General features: G+C 72.0%; 19 protein-coding genes and 1 riboswitch. Of the genes, 3 read left to right on the forward strand and 16 right to left on the reverse strand.

Going from position 1 to position 21789, the window contains the following annotated elements; genetic code table 11:
- Nucleotides 1-2 precede the first annotated feature (2 nt).
- The 8 genes from EAT49_RS17960 to EAT49_RS17995 form a co-directional block, all read right to left on the reverse strand.
- The gene (locus EAT49_RS17960) at nt 3-773 is read right to left on the reverse strand and encodes an amino acid ABC transporter permease (protein WP_123643689.1); all 771 of its coding nucleotides are present in this window, start codon (nt 771-773) and stop codon (nt 3-5) included.
- Nucleotides 774-1841, reverse strand: a complete 1068-nt coding sequence (locus EAT49_RS17965; RefSeq protein WP_123643690.1) for a Gfo/Idh/MocA family protein — start codon at nt 1839-1841, stop codon at nt 774-776.
- A 17-nt stretch (nt 1842-1858) separates the two neighbouring features.
- On the reverse strand, nt 1859-2668 hold the full coding sequence (locus tag EAT49_RS17970; RefSeq protein WP_185020821.1) for a transporter substrate-binding domain-containing protein: 810 nt from the start codon (nt 2666-2668) through the stop codon (nt 1859-1861).
- 101 nt (nt 2669-2769) lie between these two features.
- Nucleotides 2770-3981 (reverse strand): diaminopropionate ammonia-lyase, encoded by a 1212-nt coding sequence (locus tag EAT49_RS17975; protein ID WP_185020822.1) that lies wholly within the window; start codon nt 3979-3981, stop codon nt 2770-2772.
- 11 nt (nt 3982-3992) lie between these two features.
- Nucleotides 3993-4514 (reverse strand): VOC family protein, encoded by a 522-nt coding sequence (locus tag EAT49_RS17980; RefSeq protein ID WP_123643693.1) that lies wholly within the window; start codon nt 4512-4514, stop codon nt 3993-3995.
- A complete protein-coding gene (locus tag EAT49_RS17985) occupies nt 4511-5620 on the reverse strand; it encodes an acetoin dehydrogenase dihydrolipoyllysine-residue acetyltransferase subunit (protein WP_123643694.1) in 1110 nt (369 codons plus the stop codon). The genes EAT49_RS17980 and EAT49_RS17985 overlap by 4 nt, the downstream gene beginning before the upstream one ends.
- Before the next feature lie 10 nt (nt 5621-5630).
- On the reverse strand, nt 5631-6638 hold the full coding sequence (locus EAT49_RS17990; protein WP_123643695.1) for an alpha-ketoacid dehydrogenase subunit beta: 1008 nt from the start codon (nt 6636-6638) through the stop codon (nt 5631-5633).
- Nucleotides 6639-6641: 3 nt separating this feature from the next.
- On the reverse strand, nt 6642-7619 hold the full coding sequence (locus EAT49_RS17995) for a thiamine pyrophosphate-dependent dehydrogenase E1 component subunit alpha (RefSeq protein ID WP_123643696.1): 978 nt from the start codon (nt 7617-7619) through the stop codon (nt 6642-6644).
- Between the two features lie 141 nt (nt 7620-7760).
- Between EAT49_RS17995 and EAT49_RS18000 the strand changes: the two genes are divergently transcribed.
- Complete coding sequence (locus tag EAT49_RS18000; protein ID WP_123643697.1) at nt 7761-8231, forward strand: Lrp/AsnC family transcriptional regulator; 471 nt, start codon at nt 7761-7763, stop codon at nt 8229-8231.
- On the opposite strand, the gene EAT49_RS18005 is transcribed toward EAT49_RS18000, so the two are convergent.
- The gene (locus EAT49_RS18005; protein WP_123643698.1) at nt 8228-8983 is read right to left on the reverse strand and encodes an SDR family NAD(P)-dependent oxidoreductase; all 756 of its coding nucleotides are present in this window, start codon (nt 8981-8983) and stop codon (nt 8228-8230) included. The two genes, EAT49_RS18000 and EAT49_RS18005, sit on opposite strands and share 4 nt — an antisense overlap.
- 55 nt (nt 8984-9038) lie before the next feature.
- Between EAT49_RS18005 and EAT49_RS18010 the strand changes: the two genes are divergently transcribed.
- Nucleotides 9039-10220, forward strand: a complete 1182-nt coding sequence (locus EAT49_RS18010; protein ID WP_185020823.1) for a M20 family metallopeptidase — start codon at nt 9039-9041, stop codon at nt 10218-10220.
- Here the strand turns inward: EAT49_RS18010 and EAT49_RS18015 are convergent.
- The 7 genes from EAT49_RS18015 to EAT49_RS18045 all read right to left on the reverse strand — a co-directional run bounded on the left by EAT49_RS18015 (nt 10205) and on the right by EAT49_RS18045 (nt 18885).
- Nucleotides 10205-10948 (reverse strand): SDR family NAD(P)-dependent oxidoreductase, encoded by a 744-nt coding sequence (locus EAT49_RS18015; protein WP_123643700.1) that lies wholly within the window; start codon nt 10946-10948, stop codon nt 10205-10207. The two genes, EAT49_RS18010 and EAT49_RS18015, sit on opposite strands and share 16 nt — an antisense overlap.
- A gap of 67 nt (nt 10949-11015) precedes the next feature.
- Nucleotides 11016-13040 carry a glycoside hydrolase family 31 protein gene (locus EAT49_RS18020; RefSeq protein WP_123643701.1) on the reverse strand — a complete coding sequence of 675 codons (2025 nt, stop codon included), beginning with the start codon at nt 13038-13040 and terminating at the stop codon, nt 11016-11018.
- Nucleotides 13041-13159: 119 nt separating this feature from the next.
- Nucleotides 13160-14149 (reverse strand): ABC transporter permease, encoded by a 990-nt coding sequence (locus EAT49_RS18025; RefSeq protein ID WP_123643702.1) that lies wholly within the window; start codon nt 14147-14149, stop codon nt 13160-13162.
- Between the two features lie 4 nt (nt 14150-14153).
- Complete coding sequence (locus EAT49_RS18030) at nt 14154-15020, reverse strand: ABC transporter permease (protein ID WP_123643703.1); 867 nt, start codon at nt 15018-15020, stop codon at nt 14154-14156.
- Complete coding sequence (locus tag EAT49_RS18035) at nt 15017-16594, reverse strand: ATP-binding cassette domain-containing protein (protein ID WP_123643704.1); 1578 nt, start codon at nt 16592-16594, stop codon at nt 15017-15019. Before EAT49_RS18035 ends, EAT49_RS18030 begins: the two co-directional genes overlap by 4 nt.
- On the reverse strand, nt 16587-17363 hold the full coding sequence (locus EAT49_RS18040; RefSeq protein ID WP_123643705.1) for an N-acyl homoserine lactonase family protein: 777 nt from the start codon (nt 17361-17363) through the stop codon (nt 16587-16589). The genes EAT49_RS18035 and EAT49_RS18040 overlap by 8 nt, the downstream gene beginning before the upstream one ends.
- Nucleotides 17364-17367: 4 nt before the next feature.
- Nucleotides 17368-18885, reverse strand: a complete 1518-nt coding sequence (locus tag EAT49_RS18045; protein WP_185020824.1) for an ABC transporter substrate-binding protein — start codon at nt 18883-18885, stop codon at nt 17368-17370.
- 87 nt (nt 18886-18972) lie between these two features.
- Nucleotides 18973-19081, reverse strand: a riboswitch (guanidine-I (ykkC/yxkD leader).
- 272 nt (nt 19082-19353) lie between these two features.
- On the opposite strand from EAT49_RS18045, the gene hrpB reads away from it, so the two are divergent.
- Nucleotides 19354-21756, forward strand: a complete 2403-nt coding sequence (gene hrpB, locus EAT49_RS18050; RefSeq protein WP_123643707.1) for an ATP-dependent helicase HrpB — start codon at nt 19354-19356, stop codon at nt 21754-21756.
- The last annotated feature ends 33 nt before the right edge of the window (nt 21757-21789 follow it).

Here is a 21789-nt window from a genome sequence, read left to right on the forward strand (position 1 = left end):
CCTCAGCGGTCCGGGGGCGGCTCGACGGTGCGGGGACCCGCGGCGACGGCGCCGCGGGCCGCCGCCAGCGAGGCGCGGTCGGCGCGGGCGGCGCTGCGCTCCAGCCGGGAGGCCCCGAAGCGGCGCTCGACCCGGTGCACGGCGAAGGTGAGCAGAAGGCCGACGAGCAGGTAGATCACCGCGGCGGTGGTGTAGAACTCGAAGGTGCGGAAGGTGAGCGTCGAGATCCGGTTGGTGACCTTCATCAGGTCGTCCACGGCGAGGATGCCGAGGATGGTCGTCAGCTTGAAGCTGGCCACCGCCACATTGCCGAGGGGCGGCAGCACCAGAGGCCAGACCTGCGGCATGGTGACGTGAAAGAACACCGCGCGGCGCTTCATGCCGAGCGCGCGGGCGGCCTCGCCCTGTCCCTTCGGGATCGCGATGATGCCCGCGCGCATCACGTCGCAGACATAGGCGGTGACGTGGAGCGAGAGCGCGATCATCGCGCTCTGGGTGGCGGCGAAGTTCATGCCGGTGACCGCGGGCAGGGCGAAGTGGATCCAGACCGCCTGCACCAAAAGCGGCGTGAACCGCATCAGGTCCACGAAGGCCATGATCGGCAGGTTCACGAGCCAGCCGCCGTAGATCCGCCCGAGCGCCAGGCCGAGGCCCGCCGGGACGGCGATGGCGAAGGCCAGCGCGGCCATCCAGAGGGTCTCCACGAGCCCCCAGAACAGCGGCCAGCGGTATTGCCAGACAGGAGAGAAATCGAGGCTGGTGAGGAATTCCATTCAGGCTCCTCCGATGTGGGCCCGCCGCGGGCGCCGGTCGGTGACGTCGCCGGCATGGGCAAGATCGGCCACCGGGACCCGGCGGCCGCCGGTCTCGGCGCTGTCGAGCGCGGCGAGGAGCATCGCGAGACTGCAGGCGTTGTCGCGCACGCGGGTCTCGGGCCGGGCTCCTGTGCGGATCGCGGCGACCACGTCGTCGAGGCAGGCCAGAAGCGCGTCGTCGGTGTCGGGCAGGGGCAGGGGGATGGACGGATCCGCGCAGTTCCCGCCGGGGTCCGCATTGGCCCATGCGGCGGCGGGACCGGTGCCGTCCCAGCGGGCCGTGCCGCGTTCGAAGGTCAGGCGCCAGCAGCCGCAGGGATGGGCGGCAGGGTCGGCCCGCCCGCAGTCGAAGGTGAAGAGCGTGCCGCAGGTCATCTCGAAATGCGCGCGGGCGCCGTCGGGCGCGTCAGCGGAGCAGGAGACGCCGGAGGCGTCGCTGCCGAGCACGGCACGAGCGGCATCGAAGGCATGGGCTCCGGGGTCCCGCAGAAGGGCGTGAAGGCCGCGGCGAGGGGGGCCGGCCGGACGCGAACCGGCGGGAACGAGGACCGACAGACCTTGCGGGGCGCCGAGCGTGCCGTCGCGGACCAGACGGCGGAGCTGGCGCAGACCCGGCTCGAAGCGCCAGGTCTGCGCGACGGCGAGCCAGCCCTCGGCGCGGGCGGCGATGCCCGCGATCCGGGCCGCGGAGTCGGAGTCGCGGGCCAGCGGCGGCGCGCAGAGAACGTGGCGGCCGCGGAACAGGGCCTCGGCCGTGATCGCGAGGCGGGCATGGGACGAGGTGCAGTCGATCAGCAGGTCCACGGGCGCGTCGAGCGCAGCGTCGATGGTGTGGAACGCCGCCGCGCTCCCCGGAAGCGTCAGGGCCGGGGCGGCGAGAAGGTCCGGGTCGGGCTCGAACACCCAGTCGAGCCGGAGGCCGCGCAGGGCGGCCCTTGGCGTGGCAAGCCTGCGCAGGAAGGCCCCGCCCATGCCGCCGAGCCCGGCAAGGCCGACGGTCATCGGCGCGCCGGCGGGCGGCGTCATGGACGGGGCCGCTCCGGTCACTGGTTCGCGATCCGGTCGAACCACTCTTCCTTGAGGTCTTCGATCACGCCGTTGGCGACGCGGTCGCGGATGAAGACGTTGAGGAAGTTGAGCATGTCCTGGTCCGTATGCTCGACGGCATAGGACAGCGACACGGGTTTCAGCAGCTCGTCCTCGCCGTTCAGCAGCTTCAGCCCCTCCGCGGCGTCGGGGTTCTGCGCGCGGAAGATGCGCATGAAGCCCGGGTCGACGAAGGAGGCGGTGGACTGGCCCGACAGGACCGAGGTGAAGCCGACCCCGGCCTGGTCGGTGACCAGCTCGTTGATCCTGGCCTCGGGGAACAGTTCGCGCGGGTACTGCGCCTCGACCGTCCCCGCCACGCCCGCGAAGCTGACATCGGACGTGTTCAGCTCGTCGAGCGAGGTGAGCTCGCTGTCCGCGCGCACCATGACGTGAAAGCCGTAGGTGTCGTAGGGGTCGGTGAAGGCCACCGACAGCGCCCGTTCCGGCGTGGCGAAGAGATTGGCGAAGACGACGTCGTACTGGTCGACGTCGAGGCCGGTCACGAGCGTCGCCCAGGTTCCGGGCACGATCTGGAGTTCGACGCCCATGATCTCGGCGACTTCCTCGGCGAGCTCGATGTTGAGGCCGATCCAGTCGCCGGTGGCGGGGTCGATGTACTGGTAGGGCGGGCCTTCGGCGACGCCCACGCGCAGGGTGCCGCGGTCCCGGATCTCGTCGATCAGCCCCTGGGCCGAGGCGGCGCCGGCGGCGAGCGCGCCGGCGGTGGCCACGGCGAGGCCGGTCATCATGGTCTTGAGGGTCATCTTGTTCTCCTTGCTACCTTGCGCGGCCGTCGCGGCCGCTCCCTGCGGGGCGGAGGCCCCTTTCGCTCCGGCGCCTTGGCGGCGCTCTCTCGCTCGTGGGGTCACGCGACCTCCTGGGGCCGGCGACCGACGATCCGTTCGTAGATGTCGGGGGCCGTGGCCCCCTCGCTGCCGATGACGACGACGCGCGAGTCCGGCCCGAGCCCGAGCGCCTGCCATGCGGCGGGCACGTCGCGGGCGGCGAGCAGGGCGGCGAGCGCCGCGCAGCCGCTCTCGCCCGACACCAGCGGCGGGTCGCCCCAGCGGCCGGAGGCGAGCGCGCGCATCGTGTCGATGGCGCGGTCGTCGGGGATGGTCACCACGTCGTCGAGCGCGTGCTGCAGCACGGGCCAGGCAACCGGGGAGACCTCGCCGGCAGACAGGCAGGCCATGAAGCTGTTGACGTCGCCGCCCAGAGGCGCGGGCGTGCCGGTGTCGATGGCGCGATAGACGCAGTCGGCGGCGTGGGGCTCCACCGCGATCATGCGCGGGCGGCGGTCGCCCTCGACGACGGCCCAGTGGCCCGAGACGGCGGCGGCAAGCCCGCCCACACCCGCGGGGATGAAGACATGCGTGGCGGGCGCGTCGAGCTGGTCCAGCATCTCGCGGACCATCAGGGTGTAACCCTGCATGACGAGGAGCGGGATCGTGTCCGGGCCGCCGCCGGAATTGGTGTCGGCGACCAGAGCCCAGCCGTTGCTCTCGGCGTCGCGGCCGCATTGGCGCACCGAGGCGTCGTAGTCGCCGGGGGTCCGGACGATGGTCGCCCCGAAGGCGGCGATGGCGGCCTCGCGGTCGGCGGAGACGTTCTGGTGCAGGTAGATGAAGCAGCGGCAGCCGAAGAGCTGCGCGCCCCAGGCGACGGAGCGGCCGTGGTTGCCGTCAGTGGCGCAGGCCACGGTCTGGCGCGAGACGAAGTCGCGGTGGGCCCCACCGATCAGGTCGGTGGCGGTGGCCTCGTGTCCCTCGGCGCGCAGGCGCTCCTGCAGCACGCGCAGCACGGCGTAGGCGCCGCCGAGCGCCTTGAAGCTGGCGAGGTCGAAGCGGTGCGCCTCGTCCTTGTAGAGAACGGCGGCCACGCCGGCCGCGCGGGCGGCACCGGGCAGGGATACGAGCGGCGTGGGCGCGTAGCCGGGCCAGGAGGTGATCTCGGCCACCGCCGCCTCGTGCTCCACCGGCGACAGGGCCAGCCGCACGCCGTCGGGCATGGCGCCTCCGGCCCCGGCATTGTGAACGTGGCGCAGCGGCGCCTTCGCGGCCTCGTCGTCGCGCATGGGGTCCCTCCTCATTCCTCGGGCCTCACGGGCGACCAGAGCCGCGTCGTCGCCCCGGCCTCGTAGGCCTTGCCGTTCGGGTAGCTCACGAGTTCCATCTGCAGCCCCCAGGGCGCGCGGAAGTAGAGCCAGTCGGAGCCCGCCGCGGGCCCCTCGGTGATGTGTTCGGGCGGGCCGGACATCTCGACCCCGTGGGCTGCGAGGTGGGCCGCCGCCGTGTGGATGTCGTCGACGTAGAGAGCGATGTGGTGTCCGCCGGCGGAGGGGTTCCCGGGGGGCGCGCCCCTGTCCGCAGGAGCGTATTCGAAGACCTCGAGATTGAGCCCGGTGCCGAGCCTGTAGAACCGGTAGCGGCAGGTCGTCCCCTCCGGCGCGCCGAGCACGCGGGTCATCGTGTCCGCGTCGTCGATGGTGCCGCCGTCGAAGACCATGACCGCGCCGAGCACGTCCACGAGGAACCGCTCCGCCGCGTCGAGGTCGGGGACCGTCAGGCCGAGGTGCTCGGCCCCGCGCAGACCGGGAAGGCCGGTCATTCCGCGGCCTCCATGTGACGGGCGAGGGCGGATGTCACCTCTCCCGCGGCCTCCATCTGCGGCATGTGGCCGACGCCGGGGAGGATACGCGTCTCGGCGCCCTCGGGCTCGGCGGGCGGCAGCACCTCGTCGGCCTCGCCCCAGAGAACGAGCACGGGCGCGGTCACGGCCGCGAGGTCCTCGAACGCCCCCTCGGCGGCGGCGCCGTTCAGGAGCGCGCCGTCGGCGATGGCGCGCAGCGCCTCCGGCACGCCGTCGATGCGCTTGTAGGAGAGCGTGCGCTCGATCATGTCCGAGCCGATGGCGTCCTTGTCGGCCACAAGCATCTGCAGCGCCGCCTTCATCGGCCGCCTGCGGCCCGCGGCGACGAACTGCTCCACGAAGTCGGCGTTCACCTCCGGTCCCAGCCCGGCCGGCGCGATCAGCGCGAGGGAGGCCGCGCGTTCGCCCAGCTCGGCGGCAAGGCGCAGGGCGAGACGTCCGCCGAGCGAGTGGCCCGCGAGATGCACGCGCTCGGGCGCGAGCTGCCCGAGAGCGGCGCCCAGCACCGTCGCCAGAGCGTCGAGCGTGGTGCAGTCCGCGTCCACGTCCGAGCCGCCGTGGGAGGGCAGCTCCACGGCATGGACCGTGCGGGCGCGGCCGAGTTCCTCGTGGTTGAACATCCAGGAGGCCGCGTCGGAGCCGAAGCCGTGCAGCAGCACCGCGGGGACGGCCTCGGGCGGACCCTCGGCGGTCACGACCCGGAGGCGCAGGCCCGCGGCCTCCACGGTCCGCCCGGTCAGGGCGGAGGCGGCCGCCTCCTCGGATTCGGGGGCCGCGAAGTCGCCGAGATAGGCGTCGATCTCGTCGTCGCCGACCGCGGCGGGGGCCATGACCGCGATGAGGGCGCCGCAGGGCGCGCTGCGGCCTTCGGGCACCACGATCCGCCGCAGGGTGCCGGAGGTGTCGGCCTCCACCACGTTGGTGATCTTCTCGGTCTCGATCTCGACGAAATCCTCGCCCTTCTCGATCGCGTCGCCGGGCGACTTGAGCCAGCCCGAGACCTTGCCCTCGGTCATCGTCATGCCCCATTTCGGCATGGTCACGGGAGTGATCCGGTCGGTCATCTGGGGCCTTTCAGTGCTGGGTCACCCGACGCACCGCGTCGGCGATGCGCGCGGCGTCGGGCAGGTAGGCGTCCTCGAGCTCGGGCGCATAGGGAACGGGCGTGTGGGGCGGCGTGACCTTCAGGATGGGCGCCTTCAGCGCGTCGAAGGCCTCCTCGGCGATCAGCGCGGCGATGTCGGCGGCCATGCCGCAGCGGGGGTTGGCCTCGTCCACCACCACCACGCGCCCGGTTTCCTCGGCGAATTCGAGGATCGTCTCGGTGTCGAGCGGCGAGGTCGTGCGGGGGTCGACGATGGTGACGTCGATTCCCTCCTTCGCGAGGGTCTTCGCCGCGTCCTCGGCGCGTCCGACCATGCGGCCGAAGGCGATGATCGTGGCGTCGCCGCCTTCGCGGACCACGCGGGCCTCGCCGAAGGGGACGGTGTAGGACTGGTCCGGCACCTCGCCGGTGACGTCGTAGAGCATCTTGTTCTCGAGGAAGATCACCGGGTCGTCGTCGCGGATCGCCTCGATCAGGAGGCCCTTGGCGTCATGCGGGGTCGCGGGGATCACCACCTTGAGGCCGGGGATGTGGGTGAAGATTGGGTAGAGCGCCTGGCTGTGCTGGCTGGCCGACCGGGCCCCGGCGCCGAAGGTGGCGCGCAGGACCATCGGCGTGCGGGCCTTGCCGCCGAACATGTAGCGGAACTTCGCGGCCTGGTTCATCACCTGGTCGAGGCAGACGCCGATGAAATCGACGAACATGATCTCGACCACGGGCCGCAGGCCGGTGAGCGCGGCGCCCCCCGCAGCGCCGACGAAGGCGCTTTCGGAGATCGGCGTGTCGAGGACGCGGTCGCGGCCATAGGCGGCGAGCAGTCCCTTGGTCACGCCGAAGGCGCCGCCCCAGGCGTCCTCTTCGCCGTCGCCGCCGAGTCCGCCGGTGACGTCCTCGCCGAAGACGACCACATCGGGATTCGCCGCCATTTCCTGGTGCAGGGCCTCGTTCAGGGCTGCGCGGAAGGTCTTCTCGGACATGGATCAGGCCTCGTAGCCGTAGGAGACATAGACATCGGTCGTCAGGGTGGCGGGGTCCGGCGGGGCCGCGTCGCGGGCGGCGCGCACCACGGCCTCGATCTCGGCCTCGACCTCGGCGTCGATCGCGTCGAGCGCGGCGGGCTCCATCAGCCCCGCCTCGGTCACCTGGGCGCGGAACCGGTTCAGGCAGTCGCGGTCCCGGCGCTGCGCCTCCTTGGTGGCATCCGACCGGTAGGTGTCCACGTCGCCGTTGAAATGGCCGAAGAACCTCTCGGTCTCGATGTGCAGGAGCGTGGGACCGCCGCCCTCGCGGGCGCGGGTCACGGCGCGGCGGGCGGCCTCGTGGACATCGCCGACGGAGAGGCCGTCGACGCGCTCCGCGGCCATGCCGTAGCCCTCGGCGCGCTTGACGATGTCGCCGGCGACGGCCCATTCGGCAGAGGTCGCCTCGCCCCAGCCGTTGTCCTCGATCACGAAGATCACGGGCAGGTTCCAGACCATGGCGAGGTTCATCGATTCGGCGGTGGTGCCCTGATTCGCGGCCCCGTCGCCGGAGAACGCGACGGCCACGGCGCCGGTCTTCTTCGTCTTCGCGGTGAGCGCGGCGCCGCAGGCCATGGGCGGGCCGCCGCCCACGATGCCGTTCGCGCCCAGCATCCCGACGTCGAGATCGGCGATATGCATGGAGCCGCCCTTGCCCTTGCAGGTCCCGGAGCCGCGGCCGAGGATCTCGGCCATCATCGGTCCGACCTCGCAGCCCTTGGCGATGGAATGGCCGTGGCCCCGGTGGGTCGAGACGATGTGGTCCTCGCGGTTCAGGGCCATGCAGACGCCGGTGGCCACCGCCTCCTGCCCGGCGTAGAGATGCGTCGAGCCCGGCACGCGCCCGGCCTGCGCCTCGGCGTTCACGGCCAGTTCGAACGCCCGGATCGTGCGCATCGTGCGATAGGCGCGGGCAAGGTCTTCGCGGCTCATCTGCATGTCGGGCGGTCTCCTCCGGATCTCGCTTTCCACAATCGTCAAGGGACGCTATCGCCGGGGGCGTGGAACCTTTTTGCCGGAAATGCGCTTTTGCCGAGAAATCCTGCCGAACTTGGCCGCGATCGCGGAGAATTCTCCCGGATGGAGCTGGACGTCTTCGACCGCAAGATCCTCGCGCAGATCCAGCGCAACAACCGCCAGACCGCGGCGGAACTGGCCGACAAGGTGGGCCTGTCCGCCTCGGCCTGTCACCGGCGGCTGCAACGGCTGCGCGAGGGACGGGTGATCGCCGCGGACATCGCGGTGATCGATCCCGCCGCGGTGGGGCGGCGGGTGACGATGATCGTGACGGTGACGCTGGAGCGCGAGCAGTCCGACGTGATCGCCGAGTTCAAGCGCGCGACGCGCGAGAGCGTCGAGATCATGCAGTGCTACTATGTCACGGGGCCGTCGGATTTCGTGATGATCCTGACGGCGAAGTCGATGGAGGCCTATGACGCCTTCGTGGAGCGCTTCCTGTTCGCAAACCGCAACGTGCGGCGGTTCGAGACCTACGTGGTGATGGACCGGGTCAAGGTGGGTTTCGACCTGCCCATCGACACGCAGCCCTAGCCCACCTGCCAGCCGCCATCGACGACGAGCGTCTGGCCGGTGACGTAGTTCGCCAGGGACGAGGCGAGGTAGACATAGGCCCCCGCGACCTCCTCGGGCGTGCCCATCCGGCCCATGGGGATGCGGGCGATCAGCCGCTCGCGGGGGTCGGGCAGGCCCTGTTCGAGGCGGGTGGCGACCAGTTTCTCGATCATCTCGGTCTGGATCTGGCCCGGGGCCACGGCGTTCACGCGGATGCCGCGGGGCGCAAGATCGGCGGCCATGCTCTCCATCAGGCCGACCATGCCGAACTTGCTGGCGGCATAGGCGGCGTTGCCCGACCCGCCGCGGATGCCGAAGAGCGAGGAGGTGAAGACGATGCGGCCGCCCTCGCCCATGCGGCGGGCGGCGGCGCGGGCGGTGACGAAGGCGCCCGTCAGGTTGACCTCGAGCACCTTGCGGAATTCGTCGGGCGCGATGTCGGTGGCGGGGGCCAGGAGCAGGATGCCGGCGTTCGGCACCACGATGTCGGGCGTCCAGCCGTCGGCGGCGAGAGCGTCGAGGACCCGCTCGGTCGCGTCGGCGTCCGTGACGTCCAGCACGCAGGCCCGCGCGCCGGGAATCCGCGCCGCCGCGGCCGCGGTCGCGTCCCCGTCGAGATCGGCGAGCGCCACGCGCGCGCCATGGCGCGCCAGGGCCGCCGCGATCGCGTGGCCGATGCCGCGCGCGGCCCCCGTCACCAGCGCGGTGCGCCCTTCCAGCAGGTCAGTCATGATCCTGTCTCCTCTTCGCTTGTGTCCCACCCCCGCCGGGGCCAGTGTGCCGCCCATGCGCGACGATATCCCCACAGAGGCCGAGGCGCTGCTCTCCGCGCTGGTGACGGCCGAGAGCGTCAATCCGCCCGGCAGAACGGTGGCCGCCGCGGCGGTGGCCGAAGACTGGCTCGCCGCGCGCGGGCTCGGGGCCGAGACGGTGGCGGCCGTGCCGGAGAAGCCGAACCTCGTGGTGAGGGTGGAGAACGGGGCGGGGCCGCATCTCGTGCTGAACGCCCATCTCGACACCGTGCCGCCGGGCGACCGCGCGGCCTGGAGCGTGGAGCCGCTGGCGCTGACCCCGCGCGACGGCCGCCTCTACGGGCTCGGGACCGGCAACATGAAGGGTGCGGCGGCGGCGATGATGCTGGCCACCGACCGGCTGGCGCGGGACCGCGCAGCATGGCGGGGGACGCTGACGCTGACCCTGGTAGCCGACGAATGCACCTTCGGGCCGGACGGGGCGGCGCATCTGCTCAAGGTTCGCCCGGACCTTCTGGGCGACTGGCTGATCTGCGGCGAGGGACCGGGCGGGATGCATCTCGCCGTGGCGGAGAAGGGTCTCCTCTGGGTGCGGCTGCGGGCCCGGGGCCGCGTCGGGCAGGGGATGCTGACGACGCGGGGCAGTGCCGCGACGGCGCGGCTCGCCGGGGCGCTGGCCGAGATCGACGGCTGGAACGAGATGACGGCAGTGCCGCCGCAGGCCGGTCTCGACCATGACGCCAACCGCGAGGGGATGCGGCTGTCGGCCAACATCGGGCGCATCGCGGGCGGCGCCTTCGTGAGCCAGGCGGCGAGCGCGGCGGAGGCCGAGATCGACTTTCGCCTGCCGGTCGGGCTGACCGTGGCGGAGATGGGCGCGCGCCTCGATGCGCTCTGCGCCGCGCGGCCGGGACTGTCGTGGGAGGTCATCAAGGGCTGGGACCCCAACGGCTCCGATCCCGAGGGCGCCGTTGCGGAGGCGGTGCGCGCGGCGGCGACGGAGGTGCGCGGCGCCGCGCCGCGGGACGTGACCCGCCTGCCCGCCTCGGATGCCAGCCGCTGGCGGGCAAGGGGCGTGCCGGCCGTGTGCTACGGGCCGCAGCCTGACCTTGCGTCGGGCGTGGACGACCATGTGGTGCGGGCCGATTTCCTCGACTGCATCAGGGTCTACGAACGCGCCGCGCACCGTCTGCTCGCGCCTCAGACCGCCGAATAGCCGCCGTCGACGACCATCTGCGTGCCGGTCACATAGCGCGCGGCCGGTGACGCGAGGAAGGTGACGACGCCGGCGACATCCTCGGGGCAGCCCTGCCGCTTCATCGGGATCGAGGCCGCGAGCGCCCGTTCGGCGGCCTCGGGATCGTCCTGCGCGGCCCAGAACGGCGCGTTGAAGGGCGTGTCGATGAAGCCGGGCAGCAGCGTGTTGACGCGGATACCGTCGGGGCCGAGCTCGTCGGCAAGCGACCGGCCGAGGCCGAGAAGCCCCGCTTTCGTCGCGTGATAGGCGTGCATCCGCGCGTGGCCGCGGAGCGCGCCGGTGGAGGCGGTGAGGATCACCGCGGCGTTGTCCGAGCGGCGCAGGGCCGGGGCGGCGGCCCGGGTGAGCAGGAAGGGCGCGGTCAGGTTGACCGCGAGGGATCGCGCCCAGTCGGCGGCGGTCCAGTCCGCGAGCGGTGCGGCGTGCATCACCGCGGCGTTGCAGAACAGGGTGTCGAGGCCGCCGAAGGCCTCGAGCGTCTCGGCCACGAGGCGGGCGGGTGTGTCGGGATCAGCGAGGTCGGCATGGCTGAAGCGGGCGCGCCCGGTCCCCTCCTCGAGGGCCGCGGCCCCACCCTCTTCGGCGTTGATGTCGGCGAGGAGCACGTCGTCGCCCCGGGCGCGGAACGCCCGCATCGCGGCGCGGCCGATGCCCGTCGCGCCGCCGGCGATCAGAACGGTTGCCATGCTTTTTCCCTTCCTGTCTTGCGGTAGACTGCGCATCGCGGGTCCGCCCCACGGGTCGCGCGGCGCGTCATGGGCGGATCGGGAGGTCGGCGCCGTCCCGCAGAAAGAGCGGGATGCGGTCGAGGGGGGCGTCGGCCTCAATCCACCGGCCGCCCGGATGGCGGGTGCCGGTCCAGGCGCAGGTCCAGTCCACGCCCGCGGGCAGGCGGACCGGGCGCGTGGTCGCGCCGGCGTCGATCACCGGGGCGACCAGCAGGTCCGGCCCGAAGAGATAGGCGTCGGACACGTCGTGGAGCGCCGGGTCGTCGGGGAAGTCGAAGAAGGCCGGGCGCATCGGCGGGATGCCCGTCTCGGCAGCATGGCGCATCTGCGCGGCGATATAGGGGCGCAGGCGCGTGCGGAGATGCATGTAGGACGAGAGGATCCCATAGACGTCGTCGCCGAAGGACCAGACCTCGTTCTCCGCCCCGCCGAAGCTGAAATCATGGCCGTAGCGGGGATCGCGGGCCGCATCCTCGCGGAAGCCGTGCAGGCGCATGACCGGGCAGAAGCAGCCCCACTGGAACCAGCGGATCAGGAGCTCGTGGAACGCCGGGTCGCGGACATCCCCGCCGTGAAAGCCGCCGATGTCGGTGGTCCACCAGGACCAGCCGCTCATCGCCATGTTGAGGCCGGCGCGGATCTGCGCGGCGAACTCCCCGAAGGTGGAACCGACGTCGCCGGACCAGACCAGCACCGGATACCTCTGCGAGCCGAGCCAGGCCGAGCGCGACAGGAGCACCTGCCCTTCGAGGCCGTCGGCGGCCGCGTGCTCCGCGTAGCCCCGGTGATGCAACGCGGGATAGGCCGAGGATACCGCCCGGCCGTCGCCGGCGTGATAGCGCAGGTTCGACGGGTGGAGCGGGTAGATCTCGGGCTCGCAGGCGTCGAGCCAGAACGAGCGGATGCCGTGGCGCACATAGCCCTCGCGCACCCGGGACCAGTGGAAGGCGCGGGCGTCCGGGTTCGTGGCATCGTAGAATTTCAGCGCATTCAGGCCGTCGGGGGCGCGATCGTAGAAGATCGCTCCCTCGAGGGCGCCGTGGCGGGCCTCGATCAGCCAGCCGGCGCGGGCCATCTCGGCATGGGTCTCGGCGTTGACGTTGACGCTGGGCCAGACCGAGACCATGGGCTCGATCCCCATTTCGCGCAGCTCGGCGACCATGGCGGAGGGATCGGGGAATTCCTCTTCCCGGAACCTCCATTCGCCGGCCTTGGTCCAGTGGAAGAAGTCGATGACGAGGCAGTCGAGCGGCAGGCCGCGGCGCCGGTGCTCGCGGGCGACGGCCAGGACCTCGTCCTGGGTCTCGTAGCGCAGCTTGCACTGCCAGAAGCCCATGGCCCATTCGGGCATCATCGGAGGGCGCCCTGTCAGGGCGGTCTGCGTGCCGATCGCCTCGGCCGGCGTGGCGCCGGGGACGACGACGTAGTCGATCTGGGGCACCGCCTCCATGACCCAGCGCGTGTGGTTCTCGGCCAGTTCGACCCGGCCGACGCCGGGGCTGTTCCAGATCAGGCCGTAGCCCGCGGAGGACCAGAGGCAGGGGAGGACGACCTGGGTGTTCTTCTGGACGAGTTCGATCACGCAGCCCTTCTGGTCGAAGCGGCCGTGCTGGTGCTGGCCGAGGCCGTGGATGCGCTCTCCGGGCGTGGCGCGGAAGCGGGTCTCGACATGCCAGAGGTCGCCGTCCCGCGCGGTCCATGCGCGGGCGCCGGGCCAGAGGAAATGCGGCGCCTCCTCCTCGAGGAGGGTGGCGCCGGTGCGGCGGTCGGTGAACCGCAGCAGCAGGCCGGGGAAGATGCCGCGCTCGGCGAAGCGGAGGTCCACCGTCAGCCGGTCGGTCGAGAGGGAGGCGGTCTCCGGGCCGGTGACGATGTCGGGGCGACCCTCCGGAAGGTCGGGCAGGAGGCCCGAGACCGCGCCGGGATCGAAGCCGCGATTCTGCGTGGCGCGGACGCGGATCGCCTCGCCCAGCGCCTCGATCCGCAATGTCTCGCGGCCCAGACGGGCGACCAGCGCGGACTCCTCCCTTGCGAAAACCTCGTGCGTCATCTCTGCCTCCGTACCGGTCGCCCGACACTGGCCGCAGGGCCCTGCGGTTTTTCGGCACTCGGGCCGGGTCCTGCGGGATTTTCTCGCGTTCTTCGGCGGCCCTTCGCGAAATTGCGGCGTCAGAGCTTCATGCGAGGATCGGCGAGGGTCTGGACGATCTCCACCGCCATGTTGAACAGGATGTAGACGGCGCCGAAGGTGAGGGCGACCCCGAGCACGGCGGGGAGGTCCGAGGAGGCGAGGGACTGCACCATGTAGAGGCCGAGTCCGGGCCAGGCGAAGGTGCGCTCCACGATCAGCAGATTTCCGAACATCAGGCCCAGTTGCAGGCCCAGCATCGACAGGGGCGGCGAGGCGGCATTCCGCAGGCCGTGCCTCAGAACGACGCGGTATTCGGGCAGGCCCTTGCCGCGGGCCGTCTCGGCATAGGGCTGTCGCAGGACGTCGTGGAGCGCGGAGGCGAGGCTGCGGCCCACGGCGACGGCGAGCGGCAGGGCAAGCGCGAGGGCCGGGAGAACGAGATGAGCGAGCGCGCTGCCGACGACATCGGGGCGGCCCAGCAGGATGCCGTCGATGACCATGGAGCCGGTCGGCCCCTCGAACCGCCGGATCCCGATGCGGCCGGCACCGGGCAGCCAGTCGAGCGAGAACCAGAAGAGGTAGATGAGCAGCATGGCGGACAGGAAGATCGGGACGGAGCCCGCCGCGAGCATGGTCATGCGGACCGCGCCGGAGCGGGCGAGCAGCATCTGCGCCAGCGCGAGGACGAGGGCGAGCGCGGTGCCGAGGATCATCGCGGCGCCGACCAGTTCCAGCGTGGCGGGCAGATATCGCCTGAGGTCGTCGGCCACGGGCTGCCGGGTGCGGACGGAGGTGCCGAGATCGCCCCGGGCGAGATTTCCGAGGAAGCGGACGTATTGCTGCGGGATCGGGTCGTTCAGGCCCAGCTGCCCGCGGACGCGCTCGACCGTCTCGGCGGGCGCGGCGGGTCCGGTGATGGCGCGGGCCGGGTCCGCGGGAATGATCGCCTGAAGGGCGAAGACGATGACGGTCACCATCCAGAGGACGAGGACGAAGCCCAGTGCGCGGCGGAGGAGGTAACCGGTCACGGACTCAGGCCCCCCGCACCGCGCGGCGCAGCCCGTCGCCCGCGAGGTTCGCCATCAGGCACATGACCATGATGGCGACGGCGGGCAGGATCGGCAGCCACCAGAAGACGGTGAGGCTGTCGATGCCGCGCGCCGTCATCGCGCCGAGTTCCGGCGCGGGCGCGGGCTGGCCGAGGCCGAGGAAGGACATCAGCGACAGGGTCATGATCACGTTGGCCACGTCGAGCGTCGCGGTCACGAGGAGCGCCGGCACGACGCCGGGTGCGATGTGGCGCAGCACGAGAGCGGTTCCGCGGCTGCCTCCGATGCGGGCCGCCTCCACATGGGGCCGGACGCGCAGGCGGCAGACCTCGTCGCGGACGATGCGGGTGTACCAGGGCCACCAGAAGATCGTGATCGCGATCATCGTGTTGACCAGTCCGGGGCCGAGGGCGGCGACGACGGCCAGCGCGATCAGGGTCGACGGCAGGACGAGGAAGAGCTCCACCAGCCGCATGATGACGAGATCCGCCGTTCCGCCCATGGTGCCGGCGGCGAGACCGAGGGCGGTGCCGACGACAAGGGCGACAAGGATGATGCACAGGCCCGGCAGCCAGGTGTAGGTGACGCCGAGCAGGACCCGGCTGAACAGGTCCCGGCCCAGGTCGTCGGTCCCGAAGAGGTGGGGCCAGCCGGGCGGCAGATGCGCAGGGGCGACGCGCAGATAGGGGTCGAACGGCGTGATCCAAGGCGCGATCAGCGCGAGCAGCGTGATGACGCCGAGCGAGACCAGCGCCACGGTCTCGAGCCAGCCCATGCGCGCGGCGAGCCGGCGCAACCGGCCCGGCGTCCGGGCCGGGATCGTCTCGGGGTCGGGACGCGCCACAGTCATGCGAGGCCCTCGCGGCTGAGGCGGGGAACGGCGGCGAGAAGCTGCTCCGTGTAGGCGGCGCGTGGCGACGTGACGACCTCCTCCGAGGGGCCTTCCTCGACGAGGCGGCCCTTGTCGAGAACGGCGATCCGATCCGCGATGAGCCGTGCCGCGGCGAGGTCATGGGTCACGAAGAGCATGCCGAGGCCCGCGCGGCGGCGGATGTCGTTCAGCAGGTTCAGCACCTGCGCGGCAAGCGAGACGTCCATCGCGCTGATCGGCTCGTCGCAGAGCAGCACGCTCGGCTTTCGGATCAGGGCGCGGGCAACGCAGGCGCGCTGGCACTGGCCGCCGGAGAGCTCCGACGGCAGCGCGGCGGCGAGCGCGGGATCGAGGCCGACCTCGCGCAGCGCCTCCGCGATGCATGTGTCGCGGGTGTCGCGGGGAAGGCCTTCGCCGATCTGCGCTCCGATGGGGAGCCATGGGGTGAGCGCGCCGACGGCATCCTGGAACACGACCTGCGGGGGGACGGAACCGGACCGGGAAACGTCGCCCGCGTCGGCGGTCTCGAGGCCCGCGGCGATGCGCAGGAGGGTGGACTTGCCCGACCCGCTTTCCCCCACGAGTGCGACGCATTCGCCCGCGGCGATGCGCAGGTCGATCCCGTCGAGGACGCGGACCGGCTGGCGTCGGCCCCAGCGGCCGCGCGGACCGGCCGGAAAGTGCTTGACGACCCGGTAGAGCTCAAGCGCCCAGGATTTCCCTTTCGCCACCGGCGGCCAGGGGGCGATCTCGGCGGTTCCGGCGGTCGGGAGCGGCCGGGAGCGGTCGGTCGAGAGGTCGAACCGGGCGCGCAGAAGCGCGCGGCTGTAGGCCGCCCGTGGCGCGCGGATCACCTGGGCCGCCGGCCCGTCCTCGACGATCTGGCCGCGGTGGCAGACGAGAATCCGGTTGGCCAGCCCGGCCGCGATCCCGAGGTCGTGGGTGACAAAGAGCACGCCCGTGCCCTCCGAGCGGAGCGAGGCCACGAGGTCGAGGATCTGGGCCTGGACGGTGACATCGAGCGCGGTCGTGGGCTCGTCGGCGATCAGCAGGCGCGGGCGGGCGACCATCGCCATGGCGATCATCACGCGCTGGCGCTGCCCGCCGGAGAGGCGGTGCGGGTAGGCGGCGAGGATGCGGCGCGGATCCGGCAGGCCGGTGCGGGCGAGCCAGGTTTCGGCATCGTCGCGCGCCGCTCCGCTTTCGGCCAGTTGCCGCCCGATGGTCATGGTCGGATTGAGGGCGCCCATCGGGTTCTGCGGAACCGCGCGGACGAGACGGCGGCGGACGTCGCGGAGAGTGCGGGGGTCGGCGCCGATGACCTCGGTGCCGTCGATGCGGACAGAGCCCGAAAGGTGGCGGACGGCATCCTGTGGCAAGAGACCCTGGAGCGCCTTGCCGATGGTGGACTTGCCCGAGCCGCTTTCGCCGACCAGCGCCACGATCTCGCCGGCACCGACTGCGAAGGAGACGCCACCGAGGACGCGGGTCGCCTCGGCCTCCCGCCCGAGATCGGCGACAAGGTCGCGGACCGAGACGACCGGCTCAGTCATAGAAATCCGGTGCGAGTTTCAGGCCCAGGAGAAGATCGGGGTCATGGGTGAGCATGAGCCGCGCGCCGCGCTCCGCGACCAGGGCGTTGATGCGGCGGATCGAGGCAAGGGCGGCGGTGTCGCTCGAGGCCTCGCCGGGCAGTTTCTCCTCACGGAAGTTCTCCATCAGGTCGCCGACGTCGGCGGCGAGGATGACGGGGCCGGTGTTCGGCAGGTCGATGGCCAGCGAGATGTGGCCGGGGCTGTGGCCTTCGGTGTCGAGGATCTCGATGCCGGGCATCAGGGGGGTGTCGCCGTCGATCAGCTCCCAGTCGTCGATCATGTCGTAGTCGTCGCGGAACCATGCCGCGCTGGCCGTCGAGCCGTGGGCGTGGGCGTGCTCGCGGCGGTGCAGGACCTTGCGCGCATGGGCCAGGCGCTTGAGGTGGCCGGAATGGTCCGCGTGCAGGTGGCTGACGACGACGGTGCCGATGTCGGACCAGCCGAGGCCGATCCGCGCCAGCTGCGCCCCGAGTTCGTGGTCGGGGAGGACGACCGGAGGGGGGTCCCAGCCGGGATCGAGGAAGTGGGATTTCAGGCGGGCGGGGTCCCTCAGGTTGGCCTCGTCGAGCCCGGCATCGAACAGGACCCAGCCGTGATCCGTGTCCATCAGGTAGGCGGTTATGGGCACCGCGTGGATGATGCGCGGATCGCTCCCCCGGACGGAGACGGTCCGGGGGATGATCTCGAACCCGCACAGCAGGACATAGAGCCGGCGGACGGCCGTCACCGGATCACTCCTCGAAGCGGACAGTGCCGAAGTCGATGTTACCGGGCAGGAACACCGGCCGCAGACCGAGATCGGTCAGCCCCTCGGCATGGACGACGACATCCTGCACGTCCGCGAAGGGCAGGAAGAGGCCGGCCTCGATCCAGAGGTCGGAGGCCTCGGCATAGGCGGCGTCGCGCGCGGCGATATCGGTGATCCCGAACGCTCCGTTCGCGATCTCGTCGGCTTCGGGCAGGGACGCCCCCATCAGGTTCAGGATCGCTCCCGTGGTGTAGAACACGCCGGCCTGAGTCTCTGGATGGGCGGCGTCGGGCACGCTGCGGGTCAGCACGATGTCGGGCGCGGTATCCATCGCCTCCTGCAAGCCGTAGACGGCCCCGGCGGGCAGCACGACGACCTCCGCATCGACCCCGATGGCGGCCAGTTGCGCGGCCATGATGTCCGCCGCCTGGTCGACGTCGTCGGCGCCTTCGGAGCCATAGCCGATGGTCAGCGACAGCCCGCCCGCGGCAGTGACCGCCGCGGCGGCCGACGCCATGTCGGAGGGGAAGTCCACCGGGGTTTCCGGGGTGAGCATGGTTGCCGGAAACAGCGACAGGGCAGGTGTGGCGTAGGGGCCGTAGATGTCTTCGACCCAGATGTCGGGGTCCAGCGCCGTCATAACCGCGGCGCGCAGGTCGGCGTCCTCGGCCAGGGGCGAACCGGGCTTCACATAGCCGAAGAGCAGCGCCATCGACGGCGCCGCGGTGAGCTCGAGCCCCGGCGGCAGGGCGGCCAGCTGGGCCCAGGGATAGTTGGTGGGCACCGCGTCGATATCGCCGGCCCGAAGCTGGAGGATCTGCTGGCCGATATCGGGAATCACGGGGATCTCGACCACGTCGAAATAGGGTTCCTCGCCGTGATAGTCCTCGAACTTCTCCAGTACGTATTGTTGGCCCCGGTTGAACTCCGTCAGCCGGAAGGGACCGGAGCCGACGGCGTTCTCGGCGAACCATTCCGGCGGGTTGCCCTCGATCGCGGCGGGCGAGATCACCTTTGGCCCCCAGGGGCTGGACAGGTAGTCGAGGAAGGAGGGCTGCGGCATTCCGAGGGTGAAGACCACGGTGTCGCCGTCCGGGGCCTCGATGCCCGTCACGTTCCACAGGAAGTAGTTGAGCATCATCGTCTCGCTGCCGCGCCGCTCCATCGAGGCGAGGACAGCGGCGGAATCCACGGGCGTTCCGTCGTGGAACGTGGCGCCGTCGACGAGGTCGAAGATGTAGGTCAGGCCGTCGTCGCTGATCGTCCAGCTCTCGGCGAGCGCGGGTCCGATGTCGGTGGAGCCCGGGATGTACTCCACCAGCCCCTCGTAGACATTGTTGATCGCCGACAGCGCCTGCGTCTCGAAGGCGTTGTCGGGATCGAACGAGCCGATGTCGATCGAGAACGGCACGCGCAGGACGTTCTGGGCGGCGGCGGGCAACGGCACGGCGAGCAGCGAGGCAGCAACAATGCGGCCGAAAGGGATGGTGAATGCGGTCATTGTTGATCTCCGTGTCTGTCTCATGATGTGTCGACGACCGGGGAAACAACGAGAGCAGCGAACGGCCCGGGCCGACCAGACGCAGTACTCTCCCGGGCTTTTGTCCCGCCGTGTACCGGGGCGGAATCTGCCGGCCCGGCGGCACCTCTCGGTCCGGCCCCGGCACGCGGCCGGCGGATCCCTAGGCACCCTGCAGGATCAGTCTGCGCAGATTCGGCCCGGCGCCCAAAGGAAACCGGCAGATCGGGCCGCCGGATCTGCCCACCAGGCGATCACACCGCATGGGGCGCCGAAAATTTGAGCGCTCTGACGGCCATTTGCCACGGAACGACGTTCGAGCCGCCGGCGCAGGAGGGAGTTTGCCCGCCCCGGCAGGGCCCTTCCGCCGATTCGGCCCTTGCCGGAACCCGGCCGCCGGCGGGACCGGGCGCTTGACGGCGCGCCGGCTTGCTGGGAGCAGGTCGGGCCATGGCCGACACCCTGCCCATCGACGCCGTTCTGCCCGAGCTTCTGGCGGCCATGGCCGGGCGCGGCGCCGCGGTGCTGCAGGCGCCGCCCGGGGCGGGGAAGACGACGCGGGTGCCGCTGGCGCTGATGCCTGCCGTGCGGGGGCGGATCGTGATGCTGGAGCCGCGCCGCCTTGCCGCGCGGGCGGCGGCGGAGCGGCTGGCGGAGCAGCTGGGCGAGGCGCCGGGCGGCGCGGTCGGCTACCGGATGCGGGGCGAGAGCGTGCCGGGGCGGCGGATCGAGGTGGTCACCGAGGGCGTGCTGACGCGGATGCTGCAGACCGACCCGGAGCTGCCGGGCGTGGACTGCGTGATCTTCGACGAGTTCCACGAGCGCTCCCTGAACGCGGATCTGGGTCTCGCACTGGCGCTGGAGGTCCGGGGGGCGCTGCGCGAGGACCTGTGGCTGCTGGCCATGTCGGCGACACTGGATGCGGGACCGGTGGCGGCGCTGATGGGGGATGTGCCGGTGGTGACCTCGGAGGGGCGCAGCCATCCGGTGGACCTGCGGTATCTCGACCGGCCGCTCGGGCCCGGCGCGCGGATCGAGGGCGCGGCGGCCGATCTGGTGGCGCGGGCGGTGGCGGAGACGGAAGGCGGCGTGCTGGTGTTCCTGCCGGGGGAGGGGGAGATCCGGAGGGTGGCGGCGCAGCTCGAGGGGCGGCTGCCCGGGGAGTGCCGGGTGCGGCCGCTTTTCGGCGCGCTGCCCTTTGCCGAGCAGCGGGCGGCGATCCGGCCCGATGAGGGGGGGCGCAAGGTGGTGCTGGCGACCTCGATCGCCGAGACCTCGCTGACCATCGAGGACGTGCGGGTGGTGGTGGATGCGGGCCGCGCCCGGCGGGCGCGGTTCGATCCCGGCTCCGGCATGGCGCGGCTGGTCACCGAGCGGGTGACGCGGGCGGAGGCCGCGCAGCGGGCGGGCCGTGCGGGGCGGGTCGCGCCCGGGGTCTGCTACCGGCTCTGGACGAAGGGAGAGGAGGGCGCGCTCGCCGCCTATCCGCCGGCGGAGATCGAGGCGGCGGACCTCGCGCCGCTGGCGCTGGAGCTGGCGGTCTGGGGGTCGGAGAACCTGCCGTTCCTGACGCCGCCGCCCGAGGGGGCGATGACGGCGGCGAGGGCGTTGCTGGGGGATCTGGGCGCGCTGGATGCGGCGGGTCGGATCACGGAGCACGGGCGCAGGCTCGCGGCGCGGCCGGTGCATCCGCGGCTGGGGCACATGCTTGAGCGGGGTGGGCGGGGCGCGGCGTCGCTGGCGGCGGTGCTGTCGGAGCGCGATCCCCTGCGCGGGGCGGAGGCGGATGTGGGGCTGCGGCTGGCGGCGCTGCAGGGGCGGGGACCCGCGGTGCCGCGGGCCGTGCTGGAGCGGCTGAGGGCCGAGGCGAAGCGGCTGGGAAAGGGCCTGCCGGAGGGGCCGGGGCTGACGGTCGGGCAGATGGCGGCGTTGGCCTATCCGGACCGGATCGGGATGCGCAGGCCCGGCGATGAGCCGCGCTACGTTCTTTCGGGCGGCAAGGGGGCGCGGCTCTCCGCGGCCGACGGGCTGGCGGGGGCGCGCTTTCTCGTGGCGCTCGATCTCGACGGGGAGGCGCGGGAGGCCACCGTGCGGCTTGCGGCGCGGATCGAGGAGGGGGAGTTGAGGGAGACCTTTGCCGAGCGGATCGCCTGGGAGAGGGTCTGCCTCTGGTCGCGGCGGGAGAGGCGGGTTCTGGCGCGGCGGCGGGAGCGGCTGGGGGCGCTGGTGCTGACCGATCTGGCGGACAGGGAGGCCGATCCGGAGGCGGTGGCCGCGGCGATGTGCGCGGGCGTGCGGGAGCTGGGGCTGGGGCTTTCGGCGGCGGCGGAGCGGTTCCGGGCGCGGGTGGAGCTGGCGCGGGGCGGCGGAATGGACCTGCCGGAGATGAGCGACGCGGCGCTGCTGGCGGGGCTGGAGGAGTGGCTCGCGCCGCATCTGGGGGCTGTGAGGACGGCGGAGGAGTGGCGCGGGTTCGACGCGCTGCCGGCGCTGCGGGCGATGCTGTCCTGGGAGGAGATGCAGGCGCTGGACCGGGAGGTTCCCGCGCGGTTCGTCACGCCGCTGGGGCGGGAGGTGGCGATCGACTATTCGGGCGAGCATCCGTCGATCGAGCTGCGGCTGCAGGAGATGTTCGGGCTGGCGCGGCATCCGGTCGTCGGGGGGCGTCCGCTGCGGATCGCGCTGCTGTCGCCGGGGGGCAAGCCGGTGGCGGTCACGATGGACCTGCCGGGGTTCTGGGACGGGGCCTACAGCGAGGTCAGAAAGGAGATGCGCGGGCGGTATCCGAAGCATCCCTGGCCGGAGGATCCCCGGGAGGCGCAGCCGACGCTGCGCGCGAAGCCCCGGGGGTGAGGGGGCGTTACACGATGTAACGGGGATTTATGT

Origin of the sequence: Histidinibacterium lentulum, assembly GCF_003789055.1 — a bacterium.
Taxonomy (GTDB): Bacteria; Pseudomonadota; Alphaproteobacteria; order Rhodobacterales; family Rhodobacteraceae; genus Oceanicola; species Oceanicola lentulus.

Coding starts and splice junctions, on each gene's coding strand:
- EAT49_RS18030 (WP_123643703.1), bottom strand. CDS start 15,020: ATGACTGTGGCGCGTCCCGACCCCGAGACGATCCCGGCCCGGACGCCG.
- EAT49_RS17965 (WP_123643690.1), bottom strand. CDS start 1,841: ATGACGCCGCCCGCCGGCGCGCCGATGACCGTCGGCCTTGCCGGGCTC.
- EAT49_RS17970 (WP_185020821.1), bottom strand. CDS start 2,668: ATGACCCTCAAGACCATGATGACCGGCCTCGCCGTGGCCACCGCCGGC.
- EAT49_RS17980 (WP_123643693.1), bottom strand. CDS start 4,514: ATGACCGGCCTTCCCGGTCTGCGCGGGGCCGAGCACCTCGGCCTGACG.
- EAT49_RS18020 (WP_123643701.1), bottom strand. CDS start 13,040: ATGACGCACGAGGTTTTCGCAAGGGAGGAGTCCGCGCTGGTCGCCCGT.
- EAT49_RS17960 (WP_123643689.1), bottom strand. CDS start 773: ATGGAATTCCTCACCAGCCTCGATTTCTCTCCTGTCTGGCAATACCGC.
- EAT49_RS17995 (WP_123643696.1), bottom strand. CDS start 7,619: ATGCAGATGAGCCGCGAAGACCTTGCCCGCGCCTATCGCACGATGCGC.
- EAT49_RS18045 (WP_185020824.1), bottom strand. CDS start 18,885: ATGACCGCATTCACCATCCCTTTCGGCCGCATTGTTGCTGCCTCGCTG.
- EAT49_RS18035 (WP_123643704.1), bottom strand. CDS start 16,594: ATGACTGAGCCGGTCGTCTCGGTCCGCGACCTTGTCGCCGATCTCGGG.
- EAT49_RS17990 (WP_123643695.1), bottom strand. CDS start 6,638: ATGTCCGAGAAGACCTTCCGCGCAGCCCTGAACGAGGCCCTGCACCAG.
- EAT49_RS18005 (WP_123643698.1), bottom strand. CDS start 8,983: ATGACTGACCTGCTGGAAGGGCGCACCGCGCTGGTGACGGGGGCCGCG.
- EAT49_RS17985 (WP_123643694.1), bottom strand. CDS start 5,620: ATGACCGACCGGATCACTCCCGTGACCATGCCGAAATGGGGCATGACG.
- EAT49_RS18010 (WP_185020823.1), top strand. CDS start 9,039: ATGCGCGACGATATCCCCACAGAGGCCGAGGCGCTGCTCTCCGCGCTG.
- EAT49_RS17975 (WP_185020822.1), bottom strand. CDS start 3,981: ATGCGCGACGACGAGGCCGCGAAGGCGCCGCTGCGCCACGTTCACAAT.
- hrpB (WP_123643707.1), top strand. CDS start 19,354: ATGGCCGACACCCTGCCCATCGACGCCGTTCTGCCCGAGCTTCTGGCG.
- EAT49_RS18015 (WP_123643700.1), bottom strand. CDS start 10,948: ATGGCAACCGTTCTGATCGCCGGCGGCGCGACGGGCATCGGCCGCGCC.
- EAT49_RS18000 (WP_123643697.1), top strand. CDS start 7,761: ATGGAGCTGGACGTCTTCGACCGCAAGATCCTCGCGCAGATCCAGCGC.